Source organism: Alcanivorax sp. DP30 (assembly GCF_009882945.1).
Taxonomy (GTDB): Bacteria; Pseudomonadota; Gammaproteobacteria; order Pseudomonadales; family Alcanivoracaceae; genus Alcanivorax.
Genome location: NZ_WTUY01000004.1, coordinates 315,741 through 336,514 on the forward strand (window position 1 = coordinate 315,741; position 20,774 = coordinate 336,514).

The 20,774-nt window shown below is 59.0% G+C and carries 15 protein-coding genes; 5 read left to right on the forward strand and 10 right to left on the reverse strand.

Going from position 1 to position 20,774, the window contains the following annotated elements; all coding sequences use genetic code 11:
- Positions 1–99 precede the first annotated feature (99 nt).
- Both GQF00_RS07755 and GQF00_RS07760 read left to right on the forward strand, forming a co-directional pair.
- Complete coding sequence (locus tag GQF00_RS07755; RefSeq protein WP_161318599.1) at positions 100–723, forward strand: TetR/AcrR family transcriptional regulator; 624 nt, start codon at positions 100–102, stop codon at positions 721–723.
- A gap of 137 nt (positions 724–860) precedes the next feature.
- A complete protein-coding gene (locus GQF00_RS07760) occupies positions 861–1,826 on the forward strand; it encodes a nitronate monooxygenase family protein (RefSeq protein WP_161318600.1) in 966 nt (321 codons plus the stop codon).
- A 311-nt stretch (positions 1,827–2,137) separates the two neighbouring features.
- Here the strand turns inward: GQF00_RS07760 and GQF00_RS07765 are convergent, their stop codons facing one another.
- From GQF00_RS07765 to glnK, 5 genes are all read right to left on the reverse strand, one after another.
- Positions 2,138–2,467 (reverse strand): potassium channel family protein, encoded by a 330-nt coding sequence (locus GQF00_RS07765; RefSeq protein WP_161318601.1) that lies wholly within the window; start codon positions 2,465–2,467, stop codon positions 2,138–2,140.
- Between the two features lie 237 nt (positions 2,468–2,704).
- Positions 2,705–3,904 (reverse strand): class I SAM-dependent rRNA methyltransferase, encoded by a 1,200-nt coding sequence (locus GQF00_RS07770; protein WP_161318602.1) that lies wholly within the window; start codon positions 3,902–3,904, stop codon positions 2,705–2,707.
- Positions 3,905–3,976: 72 nt separating this feature from the next.
- Positions 3,977–6,661, reverse strand: coding sequence for an ImpA family metalloprotease (locus GQF00_RS07775; protein ID WP_161318603.1), 2,685 nt, complete (start codon positions 6,659–6,661; stop codon positions 3,977–3,979).
- A 127-nt stretch (positions 6,662–6,788) separates the two neighbouring features.
- A complete protein-coding gene (locus GQF00_RS07780) occupies positions 6,789–8,036 on the reverse strand; it encodes an ammonium transporter (protein ID WP_161318604.1) in 1,248 nt (415 codons plus the stop codon).
- A gap of 74 nt (positions 8,037–8,110) precedes the next feature.
- The gene (glnK, locus tag GQF00_RS07785) at positions 8,111–8,449 is read right to left on the reverse strand and encodes a P-II family nitrogen regulator (protein ID WP_008930504.1); all 339 of its coding nucleotides are present in this window, start codon (positions 8,447–8,449) and stop codon (positions 8,111–8,113) included.
- Between the two features lie 347 nt (positions 8,450–8,796).
- Here glnK and GQF00_RS07790 point away from each other — a divergent pair, with 347 nt between their 5' ends.
- Positions 8,797–9,045 carry an accessory factor UbiK family protein gene (locus GQF00_RS07790; protein ID WP_161318605.1) on the forward strand — a complete coding sequence of 83 codons (249 nt, stop codon included), beginning with the start codon at positions 8,797–8,799 and terminating at the stop codon, positions 9,043–9,045.
- 231 nt (positions 9,046–9,276) lie between these two features.
- Entirely contained in the window at positions 9,277–10,764 is a 1,488-nt protein-coding gene (locus GQF00_RS07795) for a YifB family Mg chelatase-like AAA ATPase (protein ID WP_161318606.1), read from the forward strand.
- A 245-nt stretch (positions 10,765–11,009) separates the two neighbouring features.
- On the opposite strand, the gene GQF00_RS07800 is transcribed toward GQF00_RS07795, so the two are convergent.
- Together GQF00_RS07800 and GQF00_RS07805 are read right to left on the reverse strand one after the other, a co-directional pair.
- On the reverse strand, positions 11,010–11,678 hold the full coding sequence (locus GQF00_RS07800; protein WP_237440437.1) for an OmpA family protein: 669 nt from the start codon (positions 11,676–11,678) through the stop codon (positions 11,010–11,012).
- A gap of 9 nt (positions 11,679–11,687) precedes the next feature.
- Complete coding sequence (locus tag GQF00_RS07805) at positions 11,688–16,760, reverse strand: autotransporter outer membrane beta-barrel domain-containing protein (RefSeq protein ID WP_161318607.1); 5,073 nt, start codon at positions 16,758–16,760, stop codon at positions 11,688–11,690.
- 190 nt (positions 16,761–16,950) lie between these two features.
- On the opposite strand from GQF00_RS07805, the gene GQF00_RS07810 reads away from it, so the two are divergent.
- Positions 16,951–17,928, forward strand: a complete 978-nt coding sequence (locus GQF00_RS07810) for an AraC family transcriptional regulator (protein WP_161318608.1) — start codon at positions 16,951–16,953, stop codon at positions 17,926–17,928.
- A 209-nt stretch (positions 17,929–18,137) separates the two neighbouring features.
- On the opposite strand, the gene GQF00_RS07815 is transcribed toward GQF00_RS07810, so the two are convergent.
- The 3 genes from GQF00_RS07815 to GQF00_RS07825 all read right to left on the reverse strand — a co-directional run bounded on the left by GQF00_RS07815 (position 18,138) and on the right by GQF00_RS07825 (position 20,680).
- Positions 18,138–19,337 carry an acyl-CoA dehydrogenase family protein gene (locus GQF00_RS07815; RefSeq protein WP_161318609.1) on the reverse strand — a complete coding sequence of 400 codons (1,200 nt, stop codon included), beginning with the start codon at positions 19,335–19,337 and terminating at the stop codon, positions 18,138–18,140.
- Positions 19,338–19,370: 33 nt separating this feature from the next.
- Complete coding sequence (locus GQF00_RS07820; protein ID WP_161318610.1) at positions 19,371–20,126, reverse strand: SDR family NAD(P)-dependent oxidoreductase; 756 nt, start codon at positions 20,124–20,126, stop codon at positions 19,371–19,373.
- A gap of 65 nt (positions 20,127–20,191) precedes the next feature.
- Positions 20,192–20,680: an NUDIX hydrolase gene (locus GQF00_RS07825; RefSeq protein ID WP_161318611.1), complete on the reverse strand. Its 489-nt coding sequence runs from the start codon at positions 20,678–20,680 to the stop codon at positions 20,192–20,194.
- Between the last annotated feature and the right edge of the window lie 94 nt (positions 20,681–20,774).

The following is a 20,774-nucleotide window of genomic DNA, read 5'->3' on the forward strand; positions in this document are numbered from 1 at the left end:
CTGGACACAGAGTCTTTCAAGTTTCGTGCCGTTTCGGTCCATTACAGCCCGTTCCTTTTTGTTTACACTGTATATGTTAACTTTCACCGGAGCGCCGTTTTGGCCAAAAAAGCGAAAACCGAAGCCGAAATCGCCCAATTCCGTCACTCGGTCTGCGAAGCGGCCACCCGCCTTTTTATTGAACGCGGTCCGCAGAATGTGACCATGCGACAAATTGCCAGCGAAGTGGGCGTCAGCCCCATGACCCCCTATCGCTACTTCCGCGACAAGGACGAGATCCTCGCTATCGTCCGCGCCGAGGCCTTCAACCGTTTTTCCGGTGCCCTGGAAACTGCCGTGGCCAATGCCCCGGATGCGCGCAGCAAGGGCCGCGCCGTGGGCGATGCCTATGTGGATTTTGCCAAGACCTACCCCGCCGCCTACCAGCTGATCTTTGCCTTTGCCCAACAGGATGAAGAGCAATACCCGGAGCTGCAGGCCGCCAACGCCCGCGCCCAGAAAGCCATGGTCAATTATGTGGAAGAAATGATTGCCGCCGGCCTGCTCGAGGGCGACGCACAGTTGATCGGTTATATGTTCTGGGCCACCCTGCATGGCATCGTAGTGCTGGAGCTGGCTAGCGGCCTGCGCGGCATGAATGGCGACACCCTGCGCGAAAAGATCATGCGAACACTTTACGCCGGCATGAAGGTGCATCCCCCAACCCTGGGGAATACCGAATAGCACCTCCGGAGTCAGCCGGGCCCGATTGACCATTCCGCTCATCCACCGATCAGCACCCTTGACCTTTAAGATGTACAGTGTAAATTTATACCGTAAATGATATGCCCGTCCCCGGGCCCAGTATGAGGAAAGTCACCATGTCCCTGCCAGAATCCATTACCTCCCGGCTCCGCCTGCCGGTCATGTGTTCCCCCATGTTCATCATTTCCAACCCGGATCTGGTGCTGGCCCAGTGCAAGGCCGGGGTGATTGGCTCCTTCCCCTCCCTGAATGCCCGCCCCCTGTCCCAGCTGGACGAGTGGCTGCACCGCATCACCGAGGAACTGGCCGAGTGGGATCGGGATCACCCCGATCAGCCTGCGGCCCCCTTCGCCGTCAACCAGATCGTGCATCGTTCCAATGATCGTCTCGAGAAAGACCTGGAGCTGTGCGAGAAATACAAGGTGCCGCTGGTGATTACCTCCCTGGGTGCCCGCGAGGAAGTGAACCAGGCGGTGCATGGTTGGGGCGGTATCGTGATGCACGACATCATCGATAACTTCTTCGGTCGCAAGGCCATCGAAAAGGGCGCCGACGGCCTCATCGCCGTGGCTTCCGGTGCAGGCGGTCATGCTGGCACCCAATCCCCCTTCGCCCTGATCCAGGAACTGCGCCAGTGGTTTGATGGCCCGATTGCCCTGTCCGGCTCTATCGCCAACGGTCGCTCCGTACTGGCGGCGCAAGCCATGGGGGCCGACCTGGCTTATATCGGTTCCATGTTTATTGCCACTGAAGAGGCCAATGCAGAGCAGGCCTACAAGCAGATGATCGTGGATAGCAGCGCCAAGGATATCGTCTATAGCAACCTGTTCACCGGCGTGCATGGCAACTACCTGGCCCCCTCCATCGTCAATGCCGGCATGGACCCGAAAAACCTGCCGGAAAGCGATCCGTCAGCCATGAACTTCGGTTCCGGTGGCAACAGCGACAAGAAAGCCTGGAAAGACATCTGGGGCTGCGGTCAGGGCATTGGTGCCATCGAGGCGGTGCAGAGTGCCGGCGATGCGGTGGCTCGGCTGGCCGAGGAATATGCGGCCGCAAAAAAGGCACTGTGCAGCATATAAACCATGACGCACCACGAAAAAGCCCGCCCGGAAATCCGTGCGGGCTTTTTTATATCAAAAGGAAAGATTTCAGACTCGTGATCCGGGGACGTTCTCTGTAGGCGTTTTCTGTGCCCTTCAGGGTATACCTGCAAGCGGCCACAGCGACTGCGAAAGGGGAAAGGGGAAAGGGGAAAGCAAGAAGAGCCTGTGGCACAAACCTGAACTTCAGAGCGCCTCATTTTTGCCTTTCGCGTCTCGAAGCCCATTCCCTCGCCAAAGCCCGGCCCGCATCGCTTGCAGGCAAGCGCCTGCAGGCCCCCTTGGCACGGCTAGCCGGAGACACCCGGCATATAACGATGGAACGCCTCAGTGGCAGCCGCCACCGTCACCGCCACAAACACCCCGCTGAACATGATCCCCACCGTGGCGGTCGCCAGTGCCAGCACCTTGCTTTTGCGACTGGAGGGACGAAAGTCTCCATAACCCACCGTCAGCGCGGTAATGAACGACCAGTAGAACGCATCAAAACGTGACCATCCTTCCAGCCGCCCCACCCATTGCCCGAACAAGGTAATCATCAGAAAGAAGAAAGCCAGCAACGGAAAACCCAATCGCATGGCTTTCAGAAAAAGTTCGAGAAACAGCAGCGTAAATTCCATTTATTTCTCCCTCAGCTGGCCGGGTTCATCCGCATACAAAACCAACATCTCAGCCGCTACAGGAGCAGCATCTTATTCGCTACACCCCCTTCAGCCCTAAACCTGCTTCAGAAACCCCTGCCTCGCTTAGGCTCGGATCGCGTGCAGGCACGCTCCCACAGCGGCGCTGCAGAAAAGCTGAAAAATCCGGGAAACCTTTCGGGTTCTTACAATCCTCGCGTAGTCTGTAGTTGATAACTACTGGCTAAAGTTCACCCGGCAGAACCAGCTCTTCAGGTACGAGGTTTCCGGGATAGCCGGGTGCACCGGATGGTCTGGCCCCTGGCCTTCATAACCAATCACCTGCACATTGCGGTCGATATGACGTGCGCTGGACTGGATCACCTCCAGCAGCTTGTCCGCGGGCATGTGCATGGAGCAGGAGGCAGAGATCAGATAGCCGCCCGGCTTCACCAGCCGCATGGCCAGCTCGTTAATGGCGTGATAACCCGCCAGGCCATTCTTGAAATCCTTTTTGCGCTTCACAAATGCCGGCGGGTCCAGCACCACCAGATCATACTTTTCGCCATCGGCGATCAGCTGCTTCATGGCGGCAAAGGCATCCCCCTGAATGGAACCCACCGTGTCACCCACCCCATTCAGTTCGGCATTACGATGCACATAGCCGATCGCTGTTTCCGACGCATCCACACAGGTAACCGATTCCGCGCCCGCCAACGCGGCCTGCACCCCCCAGCCACCGCAGTAGGAAAACACATCCAACACCCGCGCACCTTTCGCCAGCGCAGACATTTTCTGACGCGCGGCCCGGTGGTCGTAGAACCAGCCGGTCTTCTGGCCTTCGGCCAGAGGCGCAGTAAAATTGGCACCATTTTCAGTCAGGGAAATTTCTTCCAGCATCTCACCCTTGAGTGCACGGGTATAACGCTCCATGCCTTCAATTTCGCGAGCCGCGGCTTCGTTCTTGGCAATGATATGGGAAGGGCTCAGCACCGCATCCAGCGCACTGACGATCACATCCAGATGCGCTTCCATGGCACCGGAACCCGTCTGCACCACCAGCACGTCATTGAAGCGATCCACCACCAGCCCCGGCAGCCCATCGGCCTCGCCAAAGATCAATCGGTAACAGGGCACGTCGAACAGGGTGTCGCGCAGGGACAGTGCCTGCTCGATACGCTTCTTGAAAAAACTCCGTGACAGTTCCTGCTTCACATCGCGGCTGTACAGGCGGGCCGCAATGAGTGAGTGAGGGCTCAGCAAGGCGCGTCCCAGCGGCTTGCCCCGGCTATCCTCTACCACGCAGGCAGCCCCGACGGGCAGGTCTTTCAGCGGCGTCTCACGCGTATCAATTTCATTGGCATAGACCCACAGGTGTCCTGCCTTGAGTCGTCGCTCTTCGTTCTTGCGAAGTCGGATCACGGTCTGCTCTGTCATTGCTACTGCCACTCGCCTGATAAAAGGCGAATGGTAGCACGGCGCCCACCCGGGCAGTGAGCGCCAACCTGGTCAGAATGGCCAGGCCATGTCGCTGGCCACCGGCACCTTCTGTACCAAAGACCAATCATTGCTGTCAGGGCCGACCCAGATCACCGCGTCCTGGGCTGGCAGAGCCAGTGCATCCAACTGTGCCTCCACGTCGGAGCCGTAATCCAGCCCCCATTGATCCCATAATGGGCGCAGGTCCCTGCCACTCAGAAAGCTATTGAGAATCAGCAGGAATTCATTCCCGCTCAGGTCCGGACGGGTTGCGAACGTTCCCATTCCAAAATCATCCTTGCGGGCGGCCCAATCGCTATCATTCAGGCGACTGAACTGACGCTCTGCAAGATAGAGCAAGGTGATGATGTCCCAAGCCTGGGCATCATCACCCACCACCTCGGCCCACAGGTGAGGCAGCTGAATGTAGAATGCCATCCGCAAACCGTTATTGGCCGCGTAACTGTCATCAGCCCAGATACCGTCATACGCCGCCTGGAACGCATCCCCGCTACCGGCGCCATTCTTGAGAATGTTGAATGCCTGCTGATACTGAAGCCGGGTGCTGCTCATATCGGCACTACGTTCCTGGAGAAGACGCCAGTTCTTGTGTAGCGGGAAAAGGTTGTTGGATACCTCACCACTACGCCCGCCATAAACATTCAGCAGGGCGCGCTGCAGGTTATGGCCCAACTCATGGCTCTCGCCCCAACCGTAAGGGTCCAGCGCCCACGACTGATCGTAGGGGTTACCACTGCACCCGGCACCGCAATGGGCATACCAGTCAACGTTGATGTGTTGAACACTGGGCAGTGAATGAATGGAGGCACTACTGCAATCCCAGCCCAGATTTTGACAACGTGCAGCCACCGTCGCCGGAAGCGCAATGCCCTCGCCCTGGAACCCGGCCAGCGTATAGGCATCGCGCAGCACATATTCAAACAGGTCATCCAGGAATGTCTGGCTGTCCCCCGCATAGCGGGATTCATTGATGGACTGGTTCATGCGATCACGTCGCGAGTGCACTTCCGCAAACGGCGTGCGAATTTCTGCCCAGGTTAGCTCACTGTTTTGCAGCCCCCCCGCAAACGCGACCTGATCCATGCCCGGCCCGTATTGCAGGAACGGCTGGCGTGCCACCCCTTCCATACGCACCGTCACCGTTACCGGATCCGGTGTCTCACTATGCACCAGCTGCAGGGTTCCACCGTATGGGGAAGTAATGCGCACCGTTTCGCCAGCAGCCAAAGGCATGGCCGGGGAGGCAAGAAAACGCGGCCGGTTATACTCCGACCACAACCGGGTGGAACCGGTGCGCTGGGTATTGATACGCACCGCAATGGTGGCATTGCTGCTGTCCTGGCGGGTTACCCGCACCGTTTGACCGGGCAGAGCATAGGCACCAAGGGCAGTAAAATGACTTCCGGAAACGTCACGTTGGCGGGTCAAGGCAAGGGTGGCGGGCACCGTGCTCATGGGAGCACTGAAGCTTCCCAGATCGGGCTGGGCAGGCTGAATATTGCGCAGATAGTGGACACTGTAATCGGCATACAACGCCCTGAGGAAATCCTCCACCGGTGCTGTTTCCTTCTTCATCGGATAGGTGATCTCCTTGCGCCAGACATCACCCAGCAACACCAGCAGTTTAAGTAGCTTGCGTCCTTCCAGATCAAACAATGGGGTGCCGGCACGATCCAGCGTCCCGAGCTGGCTGCGCAATTCGCCGACACCATCCAGCAAAGCACTTTTCAGCACCGCATCATTATCGCAATTGCCCTTTGCCGGCCCGGACACACAGCCGGCAAAACTCACCGGGAAATCATGATGATAAAAATGCTGAAGCGCTATCTTGAGGGAATCCTGCGACTGCATGGCCGCCAGCATATCGGCCATACTCCCCCATGCCAGGGTGTCCTGCACCCAATAGTTGCCAGCATAGCCACCCAGCGATAATCCCAAAGGGGCCAACAACTCATGGCCCAATGTGGTATCACCCCACCCCCGGGTATGCACATAAAGCACGCCCACTCCTCGCTGGGACGCAAGGGTTGCCAATGCCTTTAGCGCCTCATCATCCCCGGCCTCCGGGCGGTCGCTGATGATCAGCACCTGCGCGCCATCCAGACAGCTGGAGGGCAAGCCAGCCGGACATGCCTGCACCGGAGACTGCGGAAACGATTCAGTCAGCCACGCCGTCAGGGCACCACTCTGAATACCTGCTGTCGTGATACCCACTGGCACATCACCACCCGCCAGCCATTCCAGCAAGCCCTGCCCGAACGCATCAATACCAAGCTGCCCGGAACGATCCTGATAGAATTCAAATCCCACCCCGGCAGCACGCTTGCGATTGAACGCCACCGCGCTGGCCAGTGACTGTCCATCGTCACTGCCACGCAAGATGGTGAACCCGTTGCCATAAGCGGCATGCACAAAGTGACTGCTCTGGGGCACTGAGTAATTCAACGCCCCGGTACCCAAACCACTGACCAGGGTTTGCTGAGCCAGGCTCAGGCGATCCATTTCTGCCAGCGCTTTTTCCAGCAAGGTCCGGTCATCCAGCCCCGCACTGTTTCCCGTTTGCAGAGCACGGCTCAACGGATCCACAACCGCCTCCGACGGAGAATTGCTTCCGCCACCACCGCCACCCCCGCAGGCCCCCAACACCAGGCTCAACCCCAGCCCCAGACATACAGGACGCCACTTCAAAGCCATTGCTCACACCTAAGATTTTATTATTAGCCGCAATCATAATTATTTCGGCAAATCCTGGGTGGATCTCGCGCACAAAAAAGGGCACCCGAAGGTGCCCTTTCTTTTTCGAAGTGTACCGTGAGGTGAATTAACCCTTCACGAACTCCGGGTAGGCTTCCATACCGCAGTCTGCGATATCCATACCCTCGTACTCTTCTTCTTCGCTAACGCGGATACCCATTACCGCTTTCAGGATGCCCCAGACTACCAGGCTGGCAACGAACACCCATACGAAGATGGTAACAGCACCGATCAGCTGGCCAGTGAAGCTGGCACCACCGTCGTCAGTCAGCGGGTTGGTGATCGGCACCAGCATCAGACCCAGGAAACCAACCACACCGTGGACAGAGATAGCACCCACCGGATCGTCGATTTTCAGCTTGTCCAGGGTCAGGATGCTGAATACCACCAGCACACCACCCAGCGCACCGAACAGAGTTGCCTGCAGGGCAGTCGGCGTAGACGGTTCGGCAGTGATAGCCACCAGGCCAGCCAGCGCACCGTTCAGCAGCATGGTCAGATCCGCCTTGCCGAACAGGATGCGGCCAACGATCAGGGCAGCAATGGCACCACCGGCAGCAGCAGCATTGGTGTTCATGAACACAACCGCTACGGCATTGGAGTCAGCCACAGAGGACGTGGCCAGTACGGAACCACCGTTGAAGCCGAACCAGCCCAGCCACAGGATGAAGGTACCCAGCGCGGCCAGAGGCAGGTTGGAACCCGGGATAGCGTGTACTTCACCGTTGGGACCGTACTTGCCTTTACGGGCACCCAGCAGCAGAACACCTGCCAGTGCAGCAGCAGCACCTGCCATGTGTACGATGCCGGAACCGGCGAAGTCAGAGAAGCCCAGGTCACCCAGGTTGTACATGCCGAACACATCAGCACCGTTCCAGGTCCAGGAACCTTCCAGCGGATAGATAACGCCTGTCATGAAGACTGCGAAGATCAGGAACGCCCACAGCTTCATACGCTCGGCAACGGCACCAGATACGATGGACATGGCAGTGGCCACGAACACAACCTGGAAGAAGAAGTCAGCGGAAGGCGCATACGTCGCCGCTTCTTCTGCACCGGCAACCCCGTCAGCAACAATGCCGGAGAGGAAGAGTGAACCGTCATACATGATGGCGTAACCGCAAACCATGTACATGATGCAGGCAATGGCGAACAACGCCACGTTCTTGGTAAGAATTTCAGTGGTGTTTTTGGCGCGGACAAGGCCCGCTTCCAGCATGGCGAAGCCAGCTGCCATCCACATTACTAGCGCGCCACTTACGAGGAAATAAAACGTATCCAGCGCATACTTCAGTTCAAAAATTTGGTTTTCCACAATGCAACCCTCCGGAAATGGAAGCGTGTCTTTTCAAAACCCTGGCATGGGTCGATTTCAAAACACGGTAAAACTTAAATCGCGTCCTCGCCGGTCTCACCGGTACGGATACGAATGGCCTGCTCAAGGGAGGTAACGAAGATCTTGCCGTCACCAATCTTGCCGGTGTTAGCGGCTTTCGCGATGGCTTCAATCACCTGGTCCAGAGAGGACTCGGCAATGGCCACCTCGATTTTTACCTTCGGCAGGAAATCCACCACGTACTCGGCACCCCGGTACAGCTCGGTGTGACCTTTCTGGCGTCCAAAGCCTTTCACCTCGGTAACGGTGATGCCTTGCACGCCGATCTCGGAGAGTGCTTCACGCACGTCATCCAGTTTGAACGGCTTAATTACGGCAGTAACCAATTTCATTTCATTCTCCTCAGCTTTCACCGCGTCCGGTGACGTCCGTTTCACTTCGAGCCCCGTTATGGTTCCCGATCCACAGCTTGCTCGAACGCTCTGACCCAATAAGTGCACGACCCATGCCAGTTTTTTAAAATCATGCAATTTCAAGGGGTTACAACTTCCATCGATAACTTCTACCGACGGCTGCGCGCCATTATAGCGCACTGATTTGGGGCAGGTTCCAGTTTGGTGCAGCACGCTGATGCCAGCTTGGCACCGTGCCCCAAAGTCACACACCGTGCTACCATTCATCGCGGATTACAAGGAAGCCGTACTCCCCCTAACCCATATCTGATCATTGCGGAGCCACCATGCCTGACCAGCCTTTTATCGACCGCCTGATGGCCGACATCAGCCGCCGTTTGCCCACCGATCTGGGCAGCCTGCGCAGTGAAGTGGAACGCAACGTACGCAGCGTGCTGGCAGAAACCGTCAGCCGCATGGATCTGATCACCCGGGAAGAATTCGATATCCAGCAACAAGTGCTGATGCGCACCCGCGAAAAGCTGGAGGCGCTGGAGAAGCAGGTGGCAGAGCTGGAGAAGGGCGGCGACGCCTGAATGTGGTAAAGATGCGAGTGACGTGTCACGAGTTGCGAAAGGCAAAACCGTCAAGATGAACCTGGGTGTGTCTTGATTTTCGCAACTCGTAGCCCGTAGCCCGTAGCCCGTAGCCCGTAGCCCGTAGCTAACAAAGTCAATCTCCTACACCCAACACCGCCAACTTCTCACACGCGTTGCTTTCCCTCCCCCTTACACTCCCCTGCTGTGGCTTTGATCAAGCGAGGGACCGTGACACACGCTCTACTGTACAGCCGCGCACCGTTGGGCATTGAGGCCAGAGAAGTGCGAGTGGAAACCCATCTGGCGCCGGGCCTGCCGGCTTTTACCATTGTTGGCATGGGCGACACTGCCGTGCGGGAAAGCCGTGATCGGGTTCGCTCGGCGCTGGTCAACAGCGGTTTCGAATTCCCCCAGCGGCGCATCACCGTCAGCCTCGCCCCGGCTGATCTGCCCAAGGACGGCGGGCGTTTTGATCTGGCCATCGCCTTGGGCATCCTCATAGCCAGCAACCAGCTGGGCAAGGTCAACACGGATCATCTCGAGTTCGCCGGTGAACTCTCCCTTAATGGTCTTCTCAACCCTGTCTCCGGAATCCTGCCCTGTGCCCTGGCCTGTCAGGCCAGCAAACGCAGCCTGATGGTTGCGCGGGATAACGCCGACGAGGCCAGCCTCACCGGGGCCGAAACCCTGGCCGCCAGCCAGCTGTGCGACGTCGCCGCACACCTCACCGGTCAGACGCCTCTCACCGCCCACCCCAGCGACCCGCCACGCAATCTACCATTTCAGGGGGGCTGCCTCTCCGAAATTCGTGGCCAGGCCACGGCCAAACGGATTCTGGAAATCGCCGCCGCCGGCGGACACTCGCTGCTGCTATGCGGCCCGCCCGGTGCAGGCAAAAGCATGCTGGCCTCACGGCTGCCGGGGCTGCTTCCTTCGTTGCGCACCCAACAGGCACTGGAAGTGGCCGCCATTCATTCCCTGAAACAGCCCCGGGACAGCCAGGTGTTCTACCAGCGTCCCTATCGGGCGCCGCACCATACCTCCTCCGCCACCGCTCTGGTGGGTGGAGGCAGCTACCCGAAGCCAGGTGAAATATCTCTCGCTCACCACGGCATACTGTTTCTTGATGAGCTGCCGGAGTTTGATCGTCGCGTGCTGGAAGTGTTGCGCGAGCCACTGGAAACCGGCGAGGTGAGCATCGCCCGTGCGGCCCAGCAGCTCACCTTCCCGGCTCGTTTCCAGCTGGTCGCCGCCATGAACCCCTGCCCCTGCGGTTTCCTTGGCGATCCTGAAAAAAGCTGCGGCTACCGCTGCGAAAAAGCCAAACGCTATCAGGCAAAGTTATCCGGCCCCTTACTGGATCGCATCGACCTGCATCTTGATGTCCCCGCCGTGGACGCCCACGAACTGCTGGGAGACAGAGAGGGAGAAAGTAGCGCGCAGGTGCGCCAGCGTGTACTGCAGGCCTGGCAACAGCAGTGGCAACGGCAACGATCGCTAAACCGGGACCTTTCTCCGGATGATCTGGAACCGCTCCTGCGCCCCCACCGCGATTGGCTGGCCGGGGTCATGAACCGTCTTGGGTTATCCGCCCGCGCCTTGCACCGCAGTATCCGTGTCGCACGTACCATCGCCGACCTGGCACAGAGTGAAGAAGTAGAAAGAGATCATCTGCGCGAAGCATTAAGTTATCGGCAGAATATTCAGCAGGGGTGATGTATCCATGTTTTCAGGTGATCCGGGGCTGGGCGAGAAAACAAAACCGTTTCGAGTTGCGAGAAGCGAGTTGCGAAAGGCAAAACCCGTGAAGCTTGTGCGTTGGCGTTCGCAACTCGAAACTCGAACCTCGCGTCTATACCTTAACCTTGCTGTCGCGAGGATCGTTGGCAGGCATACCCTGAAGGACGCAGATAGCCCACACAACAACATTAAGATGCCGTGATAGCGAAGCGGGCCACTCGTTACGGATCAGAAACTTCGGTCACTCTCAGCGTCACCCGCCGGTCCTGCTGATGGCATTGTTTGAGCGCCTCGCCACGCAGGGACGCACAAGCACTACCCGTCACGGAGTGGTCTGGCCCGTGGCCCTTAACGCTAAGGTCGGCGACACTCTCCCCCTGTTGCTGCCACCATTGCGCAACCGCATCCGCACGCTGCTGTGCCAGGGTACGGTTATATCTCGCATTCCCCAGCGGGTCGCTGTAACCGTTTACCTCCACCGTGGCACCGTCCAGTTGAGCCACCTGCTGATACCAGGTTTCAAGATGCCTCTGCCGCGCCTCGCTGATAGAAGCTGAATCAAAGGCAAACTCGATGGTCAGCGGCGCGGGCAACACCACCGTTTCCTCGGCAGCTTCTTCAGCACTTTCTTCCGCGAGCTGCGGTGCATCTTCGGGCTCGGGTTCCGCCACCCCGGTGATCGCCACATCGCACTCCTTCACCGCCATGGCCGGGGTCCAGTTTGGAGTTCGCCAGCAACGACCCTCTGCGGTTTTGAGCAGATTGCCGTCGCTGTCGGTACGATAGCCCGGCCAGTTGTCCGCGTCCGTGTTGGTGCTCTGCGTGGCGCAGCCTGCCAGGACAAGCAGACTGGCAACCGCCGTACGTTTGATCATCGTCGTGATTGTCATCATCGGTCCTTACCAGGTCAGGTTGGCGCTGAGCAGCCCACCGTGGCTTTCGGTATCCCCACCAAAGCGCCCGCGGTATCCAAGCCAAAGAGAAAAGTCAGGGCTCATGAACCACTCCACACCGGCATTGGCTGCCAGTTGCGTGTCATCCTGATCCGCGCCGTAGACGGTGAAGCCCTGGGCGGCGCCGTCGAAACGCGCGCTCTGCTCGGCCTGGGTATCCCCGAACGGCTGCACCACCGCCAGGCCGCCTTCGGCCACCAGCCAGTCGTTACCCACCACCAGGGCGCGGGACAGATCCGCCCCCAGCCAGGCTTCGCCACTGTTCAGTTCACTGTCGTCCACGGTCAGGGCGGCGATGCCGCCGCCGGATTCACTGAAGCCATCCCGCTCGATGCGGGTCATGGCGACCATGGCGTAGGGATGCAGCCCGGTTTCGCCCCAGGCCAGATCCCAACCGGATTCCAGTGCCACCCGCAGGGCATCCACGCTGCTGTCCGATTCCGCTGGCGCGCCCATGACAATGCGCTGCTGGGACACATCGCTGCTGCCGTAACTCACATCACCGCGCAGGAACCAGGCCCCCATGCTGCTCCAGCGGCCATACAGCCCGGCAAACCAGGACGACACCTCGCCGTTGGCGTCACGGTTGTCGTAGTCCAGCTCGCCGTCGGCGCTGCCTGCGGCCATGCCCAGCAACCACTGCTCACCCTGACGATCCATACCCAGTGCCAGCTGATCACCCCGGAAGGTAAAGGCCGCATTGCCCACATCATCCTGGGAATCTTCCTCGAAGCGGGAAGACTGCGCCTGCACCCACACGCCGTTGCGTTTGCCATCACCACGCTCGCCTGCCGCCCGGGACACCGGTGTGTCTGCCGCTGCCTGCGCGTAAGGATCCGACGGTGCCGCCAGCGCCTGCAATTCCCGGGACAAACGCGCATCCATACCGCCACCGGAATGACCACCGGCATTACGACCTCGCTGGCGCATGCCAATGGCAAAGCGTTGCTGCAACTGCTGCCCTGCGCTCAAGCCTGCCAACAAGCTGTCACCACTGTAGGTTCGGAATGCCTCGGCGGCTTCGGCTTCGCTCATCTTCACCACCCGCTGGTAAAGCTGATGCGCACTGGGCATGCCGTCCACATTGTTGGCCACCGCTCGCTGGTTGTCGGTGAGCACCACACTGGAAAAAGACTGGTCGTTACGCAGCAACTCCAGGGTCACAGCATCGGTGGTGTAGGTCAGCGCCGGATCGAGGAAGGCATAGTTGGAGGACACGTCATCGAACTGGCCATTGATGCCACCGGCCGCGCTGAGGAAGGTATAAGTACTGAACGGCTGATAGTCACCATCGTTGCCCACATGCAGTACTGAACCCGCCAGGTTGGCCTGGCCCGTCACGGTGATCAGATCACTGCTGGTGCTGGTCGGGTCCACTTCCAGTTCCAGCAGGCTGCCGCTGTTGAACGTCAGGTTGCCATTGATGGTCAGGGCACCAATGGAGTTCCCCGCGGCCAGGGTGCCACCAGACAGCACCGTGGTATCGCCCAGCGAACCACTACCGCCCAGCAAGCCGCCATCGTTCACGGTAAAGGCCACCCCATTCATGGCCCCGTTCACAACCATGCCGCCGGCATTCACCGAGGCATTGCCCGTCATGGAGTGATCAGCAGAGAGAATATAATTGCCGGCGCCGTTCTTGATCAGATTGCCGGCGCCGGAGATCACGCCGTCGTAGAGGTAGTCGTTGGCGCGGTTGATTTCCAGGGTGCTGGAAGTGTCAGAAAACAGCACATCCCCCACGATGGAGCCTGTGTTGCCCCCCATGCCCAGCGTAAGGTGCGCGCCATTATTAAGTAACGTTAACCCAGTAAAACCAGTATGGTCCCCCGTCCAGACCACATTCGCACCGGATATGTCATAAATCCCATCTCCCGAAATTGTCCCGTCATATTGAACCGGCGCCACCCCTCCAGTGGCAACGATTTGCCCCCCGGATTCAATCAAGATGTCCCCGGCAAAAGTGTCCGCCCCCCCATAAAGTTCACCATTCAGAACATGGGTCAGCCCGGTGTAGGTTTGCTTGTTGATCAAATTCGTAGGGCCGCCTAAATCCCAGGTAACGCTGCCGCTACCGCTGATTGTCCCCTTATAAGTAGGAGAACCAGAGTAACCGGCAATCAACACATGAGCGTCGTTAAGAATATTGCCACCCAGCTTATAGAGGTTTCCCTGCAGCGTGCCTTCCCGCACCCACCAGTCCTGCGGCTGAGGCAAAACGCCCGCCAGCACCAGCGTCCCCTCACCGGTTTTAACCAATCCATTCGTCGCGGTGATGTCATTCTCAATCGTCGCCACATAACCGCTGCTGGCAGCGCTACCATCGCCCACGCGGATTTCCCCTTCCGTGCCGGTCAGGTTCAGAGCATCGCCGCTGAGCACATAGCCATCGCTGGCGAACTGGATGCCTTGCGCTTCCACTGCGCCATCCGCATCGGACACCGTTACCGTACCGGCATCGCCGGCGAAGATGGCAAAACCGGGGTTGGGAATCATGGGGCCGGTGATGGAGCCAGTGGCATCGGTCCAGACGTGATTCGTCGCCGTCCAGGTGCCGTCGCCACCGCCCTGGGTGGTGCCGCTGGCCAGACCATTGGCGTTCCAGAAATTGAGCGTGGTGCCGGTGGTATTAATCAAGTTGATCTGCTTGTCGCCGGCCAGGTATTGCAGATCGTAGGACGGATCCGGGTTGGCCAGTTGCAGGCCACCGTTGCTTTCGGAAAGGGTGCCGGTGTAATCAAACAGACGGTACAAGCCCGGGCCGAAGCTGCCGGTATCGTTGATCGTCAGCGTCGAGCCATTGATGGCCAGATCGCCGTTGACGGAAACGCTATCGCTGGAACCCGGCGTCACGAAATCACCACTGGGCGCACCGAACTGGAAATCCAGCAGGCTGCCCTGCTCCAGGGTCAGGTTGCCATTGATGGTCAATGCGCCCAGGCCATCCCCCGGCGCCAAAGTGCCGCCGGACTGAACGACAGTGTTGCCCAGCGAACCACTACCCCCCAGCAGGCCGCCGTTACGAACAAACATCGCCAGGCCGTTCATGGCACCGTTTACGAACATCCCGCCTTCATAGACACGACCCTCGCCGTTAATGGCATGGTCTGCCGATAGATAGTAATTGCCGTCACCGAATTTAAAGAGATTACCGTTGCCGGAGATCACGCCATCATAGTCATAGTCGTTACCCCGGTTGATAATGAGGTTACTGGCTGCTGAACCATTGAAGACCACGTCCCCAATAATAGATCCGGTATTACCCCCGTTTCCCAGTGTCAGCTGAAACAACTTGTCAGTGCTTCCAGAGATATAGGTCGTCCCCGTAAAGTCATGATCCGCCGTCCAGATGATGCGGCTGTCGAGCAGGCGGACCTCTCCGCCACCCGAAATCCTGCCGTCATACCGGCCCGTACTGTTGTAGAAGTAGGTTAATGCTGAGCCAGCATCCAGAAGGATGTCACCGGCAATGGTATTGGCCGAAAACACGTTCACCATGCCATTCTGGATATGAGTCAGCCCGGTGTAAGTCTGCGGGTTGCGGACGAAGATCGGCCCTCCCTGCCAGGACACATCGCCACTGCCACTGATCTGGCCGAAGTAATCTGATACTCCCAGGGTATCCATCACTCGCACATGGGCATCGTTGCGGATATCCCCGCCAAGAGTCCTCAGCTCACCACCCAGTGTTCCTTCCCGCACCCACCAGTCCTGCGCGCTTGCGCCCGTCAACGTCCAGGTGCTGGCACCGGTTTTCTCAAAACCTTCAAAACCCTGAAAGGTGCTTCCCACAGCGCTCGTAAAAAAGCTACCGTCAACATCCCCGCCCAACGCCAACACATCATTGCTGCCATTGGCCAGCACATTGCCGCCCAGGCTGTAGCCACTTTCCAGAGTCAGGCTGTTGTCGCCACCGGCAAAGTGAATGGCGGTGGACTGGTTGGCCCCGGGGTTCACCGTGCCTGCCAGGGTCACATCCAGATCGGACCCGGTGATACCGTAGCCGCCGATACCATCGGTGCCCGCCGTGCCACCGGTTCCGCCCTGGCCCCCATCCCCGCCTGCAACCAGCGCACCGGCACTGATGGTGATTTCGGCACTCGCGTCGGCCTGAATGCCTGCGCCACCATCACCGCCATCGCCGCCAATACCCTCTGCACCGCCCGCGCCGCCGTCGCCACCGTTCCCGCCAAGAAATTCCGCACCGTTAAAAAGGGTGAAGCGATCCCCCGGGGAGGTGATACGCAATCCGGCACCACCGTTGCCGCCGTTACCGCCGTTACCGTAGAAGTAATCCGAGAAACCGCCCGCCCCGCCATTGCCACCCGAGGTATCAAAAGTGAAGTAGTAATCCCCCGGACTGAGGATAGAACCAGCGCCGCCATCACCGCCGTCACCACCATGACTGAAGGGGCGGGCGGCATCCCCCAGTGTTCCCGGCAGGTTGTCAAACCTGATCCCTGCCGACGAAAACGGGGCCCCCAGGACATTGCGAATCTCTAATTCCAGAAAATTGTCGCCACCACTAATCACCAGCTGACCACCATCACCCGGTAAGTTGAAAGCGCCGGCGGCCATCCCGTAGGGGCGGATTATCTGGTGAATATCGTCTGCCAAATCCTGCAGGGTATCGCCGGTGTTGATGGTGACAATGGTGGTATTACCATCCACGGTAACGCTGAGCTGATCGCCATTGTTTATGCCTGCCAGGGCAGTCAGGTCAGTGATAAAAGCGTCAATCCCGGGAGTGTTGGAAATTTCCGTAAACTCACCATCGGGATAGTCCAGGCTGACGCCATTGCCACCATTACCCCCATCATCAAACGGCCCGCCGTCACCTCCATCCTCACCGCGCCCGCCGGTTACACCGTCATGGCCCGTGCCATCGGCGCCATCCGGGGCTGCCAAGGCCTGCCCGGACAACAACAGTAGAAAGGCCAGCACCGGGCCGAACGCGGATAACGTCTCCCCACGGACAGAATAACGCCCCCCAATACGGCGCCGATGGAACAAGGACATGACACACCCCGACATAATTTTTTTGTGACTGCGCTGTAGGGTAGATAGCCATCATCCAGTGAACCAGTTCTCACTTGTGTCATTTTCCCGGTTTTTATCATTTTTCTGTCCACCCCGGTTTGAACGATCACAAGTCAGCCGCGCACAGCGCCGGTTGCAACAATTCAACAACACAACATGGCACTAGCGCATGGGGACTAAAGACACCGTTTCCTCACAGGGTAGCATCCATACCCTCAACATGGCGGGCGGGGAAAAGTTTGAGATCCCCGGCGTGCGCGGCCGCATGGAACGCTTGACGTTTCCCTCAGGCATTGTTCTTTTTCGTCTGGAATACGAAACACTGGATGATTGTTTTCTGCAGATGCAGGGTGCCTTCGAGGAACCCTGGGTAGGCAGCGCCCTGCATATTCAGGGGCGATCGGAACTAATCTGTCCCAACGGGGACTGCTATAGCCTCAACCCGGAAACTGCCATGCTCATGCGAATTGATCAGCACGGTTCCCGTTTTCGCCTGTATAAAGGGCAAATTGTTCGCCATATCGGTGCGGCGTCTACCCTGAGCGCGCTTCGTCAGCGCTTTGGCGGCAACCTGCCAGCAATACTGCAGGAATTTGAAGGCCCCTATGGTGACAGCTGCCACCTTCGCGGCCAGGCGCCCAGTTCCCGTTTACGCCAACAGGCCTCCGGGCTGTTTTCCCAACAAGCCAACGGCATTTGCCGTGAATTAAAACTGGAAGCCATTGCCAATTTGTTTCTGGCAGAGATGATCGAAGGACAGGAAGGGCTTGAAGGACAGAGGGAAACGCCCCACACCGAAACGCTGCCACTCTGGGAAGAGCAGGCTTACCATGATGTGCTGGAGCAGGTACGTAACCACCTCGACACCCCCCTTTCCATTCCCACTCTGGCAGACCAGGCCGGGATCACCGAAAACCGGCTGGACCAGATTTTCAAACTCAAGCACGACCAGACCTGCGCAGATTTCATTCGCCATGAGCGGATGACATTGGCGCAGCGATTGCTGGAAACCGGCGAGCATCCGGTAAAGGTCGTGGCGGACCGGGTCGGCTATGGTCACGTCAGCAATTTTTCCCGCGCCTACCGTGCCCGCTTTGGCGAAACGCCAGCCAGAAACCTGCGCCGTGCCAGCACGTCGGATGCTTGATGCCCTCCACTGCATACCCCATACCGGAGATTCCCTCTGGCATCTCCGACCTGCGAAACTAACACCCCAGTTGCGTAGGAGCGTCGCTAGCGGCGCGATTCCATAACGGCGCGTCTGGTTATCGCGCCGCCAGCGACGCTCCTACAGAAACAAAAAAGCCCCGCGAATGCGGGGCTTTTTGCATGGCGCGTGTTGCCGCAGTGGCGAAGCTATACGCCCCACTTGAAGAAGCCACGCTTCTCTTTCAGGTAGAAGCGAGACAGCACCATCTTGTGCACTTCGCTGGCGCCGTCTACCAGACGGGCCTGACGGGCATAACGGTAGATCCATTCCAGCAGAGTATCCTTGGAGTAACCGCGGGCACCGCACAACTGAATGGCGGTATCCGCTGCCTTGTGCAGGGTGTCGGCCACGTGGATCTTGGCCATGGAGATTTCCTTCTTGGCGAAGTCGCCCTGGTCCAGCATCCACGCTGCCTGCATGGTCAGCAGACGCCCCACTTCGATGTCCTTGGCCACATCGCCCAGCATCCACTGCACGCCTTCGTGCTCGGCCAGGGTGGTGCCGAAGCTCATGCGGTTTTCCACGTAGCCGGCGGCTTCTTCCATGCAACGCTTGGCCAACCCCAGCCAGCGCATGCAGTGGGTAAGACGCGCAGTGCCGAGACGAATCTGGGTAACCTTCAAACCGTCGCCTACTTCCAGCAGACGGTTCTCGTCCGGAATCACCAGACCATCAAACTTCAGCTCACAGTGACCACCGTGCTCTTCCGGGCCCATGATCGGGATACGGCGAACGACTTCCCAGCCGGGCTGGTCGGCATCAAAAAGAAAAGCGGTAAGGCCCTTGCGCGGGTCATCGCTGGTCTTGGCGATCAGGATAAAAGTTTGCGCCCCTTCCGCACCGGTGATGAACCACTTGCGCCCCTTGATAATCCAGTTGTCACCGTCCTTGGTGGCGGTGGTGTAAGTCAGGGACGGATCGGAACCACAGCCACCCTCGGGCTCAGTCATGGCGAAGGCCGAACGCACCTTGCCGTCGATGAGCGGTTGCAGCCAGCGCGCTTTCTGTTCGTCGTTGAGAATCTTGTTAAGCAGGATCATGGTGCCGTCATCCGGCGGCGCACAGTTGAACACCACCGGGCCGAACGGACTGCGGGCGGCTTCTTCGTAAAGCACCGCCATGCCAGCCACACCCACGTCCAGACCACCACGTTCTTTCGGCAGCTGGAACCCCCACAACCCTTGCGCACGCGCTTTTTCACGCAGTGCATCGACCACGCTTTCCTTGAAGTTTTCGTGCTCGTCGTAGTTGGCCTTGTCGCCTTCCAGCGGCATGATTTCGGCTTCAACAAACGCGGCCACACGTTGACGCAGGTCTTCCAGTTCCGGGCTCAGGGAAAAATCCATGATCTGTCCTCGGTGAATTCAGTTAGCAGGCAATTAAAGCGTGTTGCACAGGTGACCGCCGTCAACGGCGATGATGGCCCCGCTCATGTAGGACGAGGCATCCGAGGCCAGCAGAAGCAGCGGCCCCACCAGTTCGTCAATCTGTCCCAGGCGACGGTAGGGGATGCGCTTGAGCATCTTCTCGGCCTGCGGGCTGCTGAAGAAATCGCGATTGATGTCGGTTTCCACATAGCCAGGGCAGATGGCGTTGCAACGAATGTTGTAACGGGCGCAGTCCAGCGCCAGGGATTTGGTGAGCTGTACCACCGCCGCCTTGGACGCGGTGTACGGGGCCACCCGGCCACCCACTCGCAGGCCGAGGATGGAGGCAATATTGACGATGCTGCCGGGGCGACCATCGCGCTTCCATTGCTGGATAGCGAATTTGGAGACGGCCCAAACGCCTTTCAGATTGGTGTCCACCACCCGGTCCCATTCGTCTTCCGGGATGTTCTCGGTGGGACCTTCCTGGGAAATGCCGGCGTTGTTCACCACCACGTCCAGCGGCGGCATGTCAGCAAAGGCGGCTTCCACGCTGGCGTGATCGCTCACGTCCATGGGCACCACCGTGGCTTCACGGCCCAGGGCACGCACGGCGGCGGCTGTATCTTCCAGTTTTTCCACACGGCGGGCGGCCAGCACCACATCCGCGCCTTCTTCGGCCAGGGCGGTGGCGAAGTGGGCACCAAAACCGCTGGAGGCACCGGTGATCAGAATACGCTTACCGGCAACACTGAATCGCTGAGTCATAAGGCTCTCCTTCTTGATGCAGAGAACCTACCCAGCAGAAGCCTGGTGAACAAGGACGAAAACGCTCAGCGCGCTGATGCCAGCAGTAAGGAGAGGGCATGGCGAGTGTCCGGCGTGGCCCCGGGCAGGGCCTGCGCCTGCTGTGCCGGCAGCCAGTCAATGGCCACCACCTCGTCGCTCAGGGATACCGCCTGTGGGCACACCCGCACCGACGCCAATGCACCCCAGACCCGGTGATGGGGGTTGGCAAACCAGAACCACTGCCAGCGACTGAACTGACGACGCAGACCCAGTTCCTCAAACAACTCTCGGCCCAGGCTCTGCGCCACCGACTCGTCCGGTCGCATCACTCCGCCGGCGGCCAGGTCCCAGCCCCCCGGATAGAAATGCTTGTCCGCCGCCCGCTGCTGCACGCACACACGACCGGCCAGATCCTGCACCACCACATAGGAGGCACGGTGGATCAACCGCTGGCGCTGCATACGCCCACGCTGGCAACTGCCGCGGGGATGATTATGCCGGGACACCAGCAGGACGGGTTCGTGGTTGCTCATGGGGTGCTGTTTTTACCAAGTCGAGCGGGCAACACTAGCGTTATAAGGCGGCGAATGCCAGATGGGGAGAGCGGCAAGCTACAAGCTGCAAGCT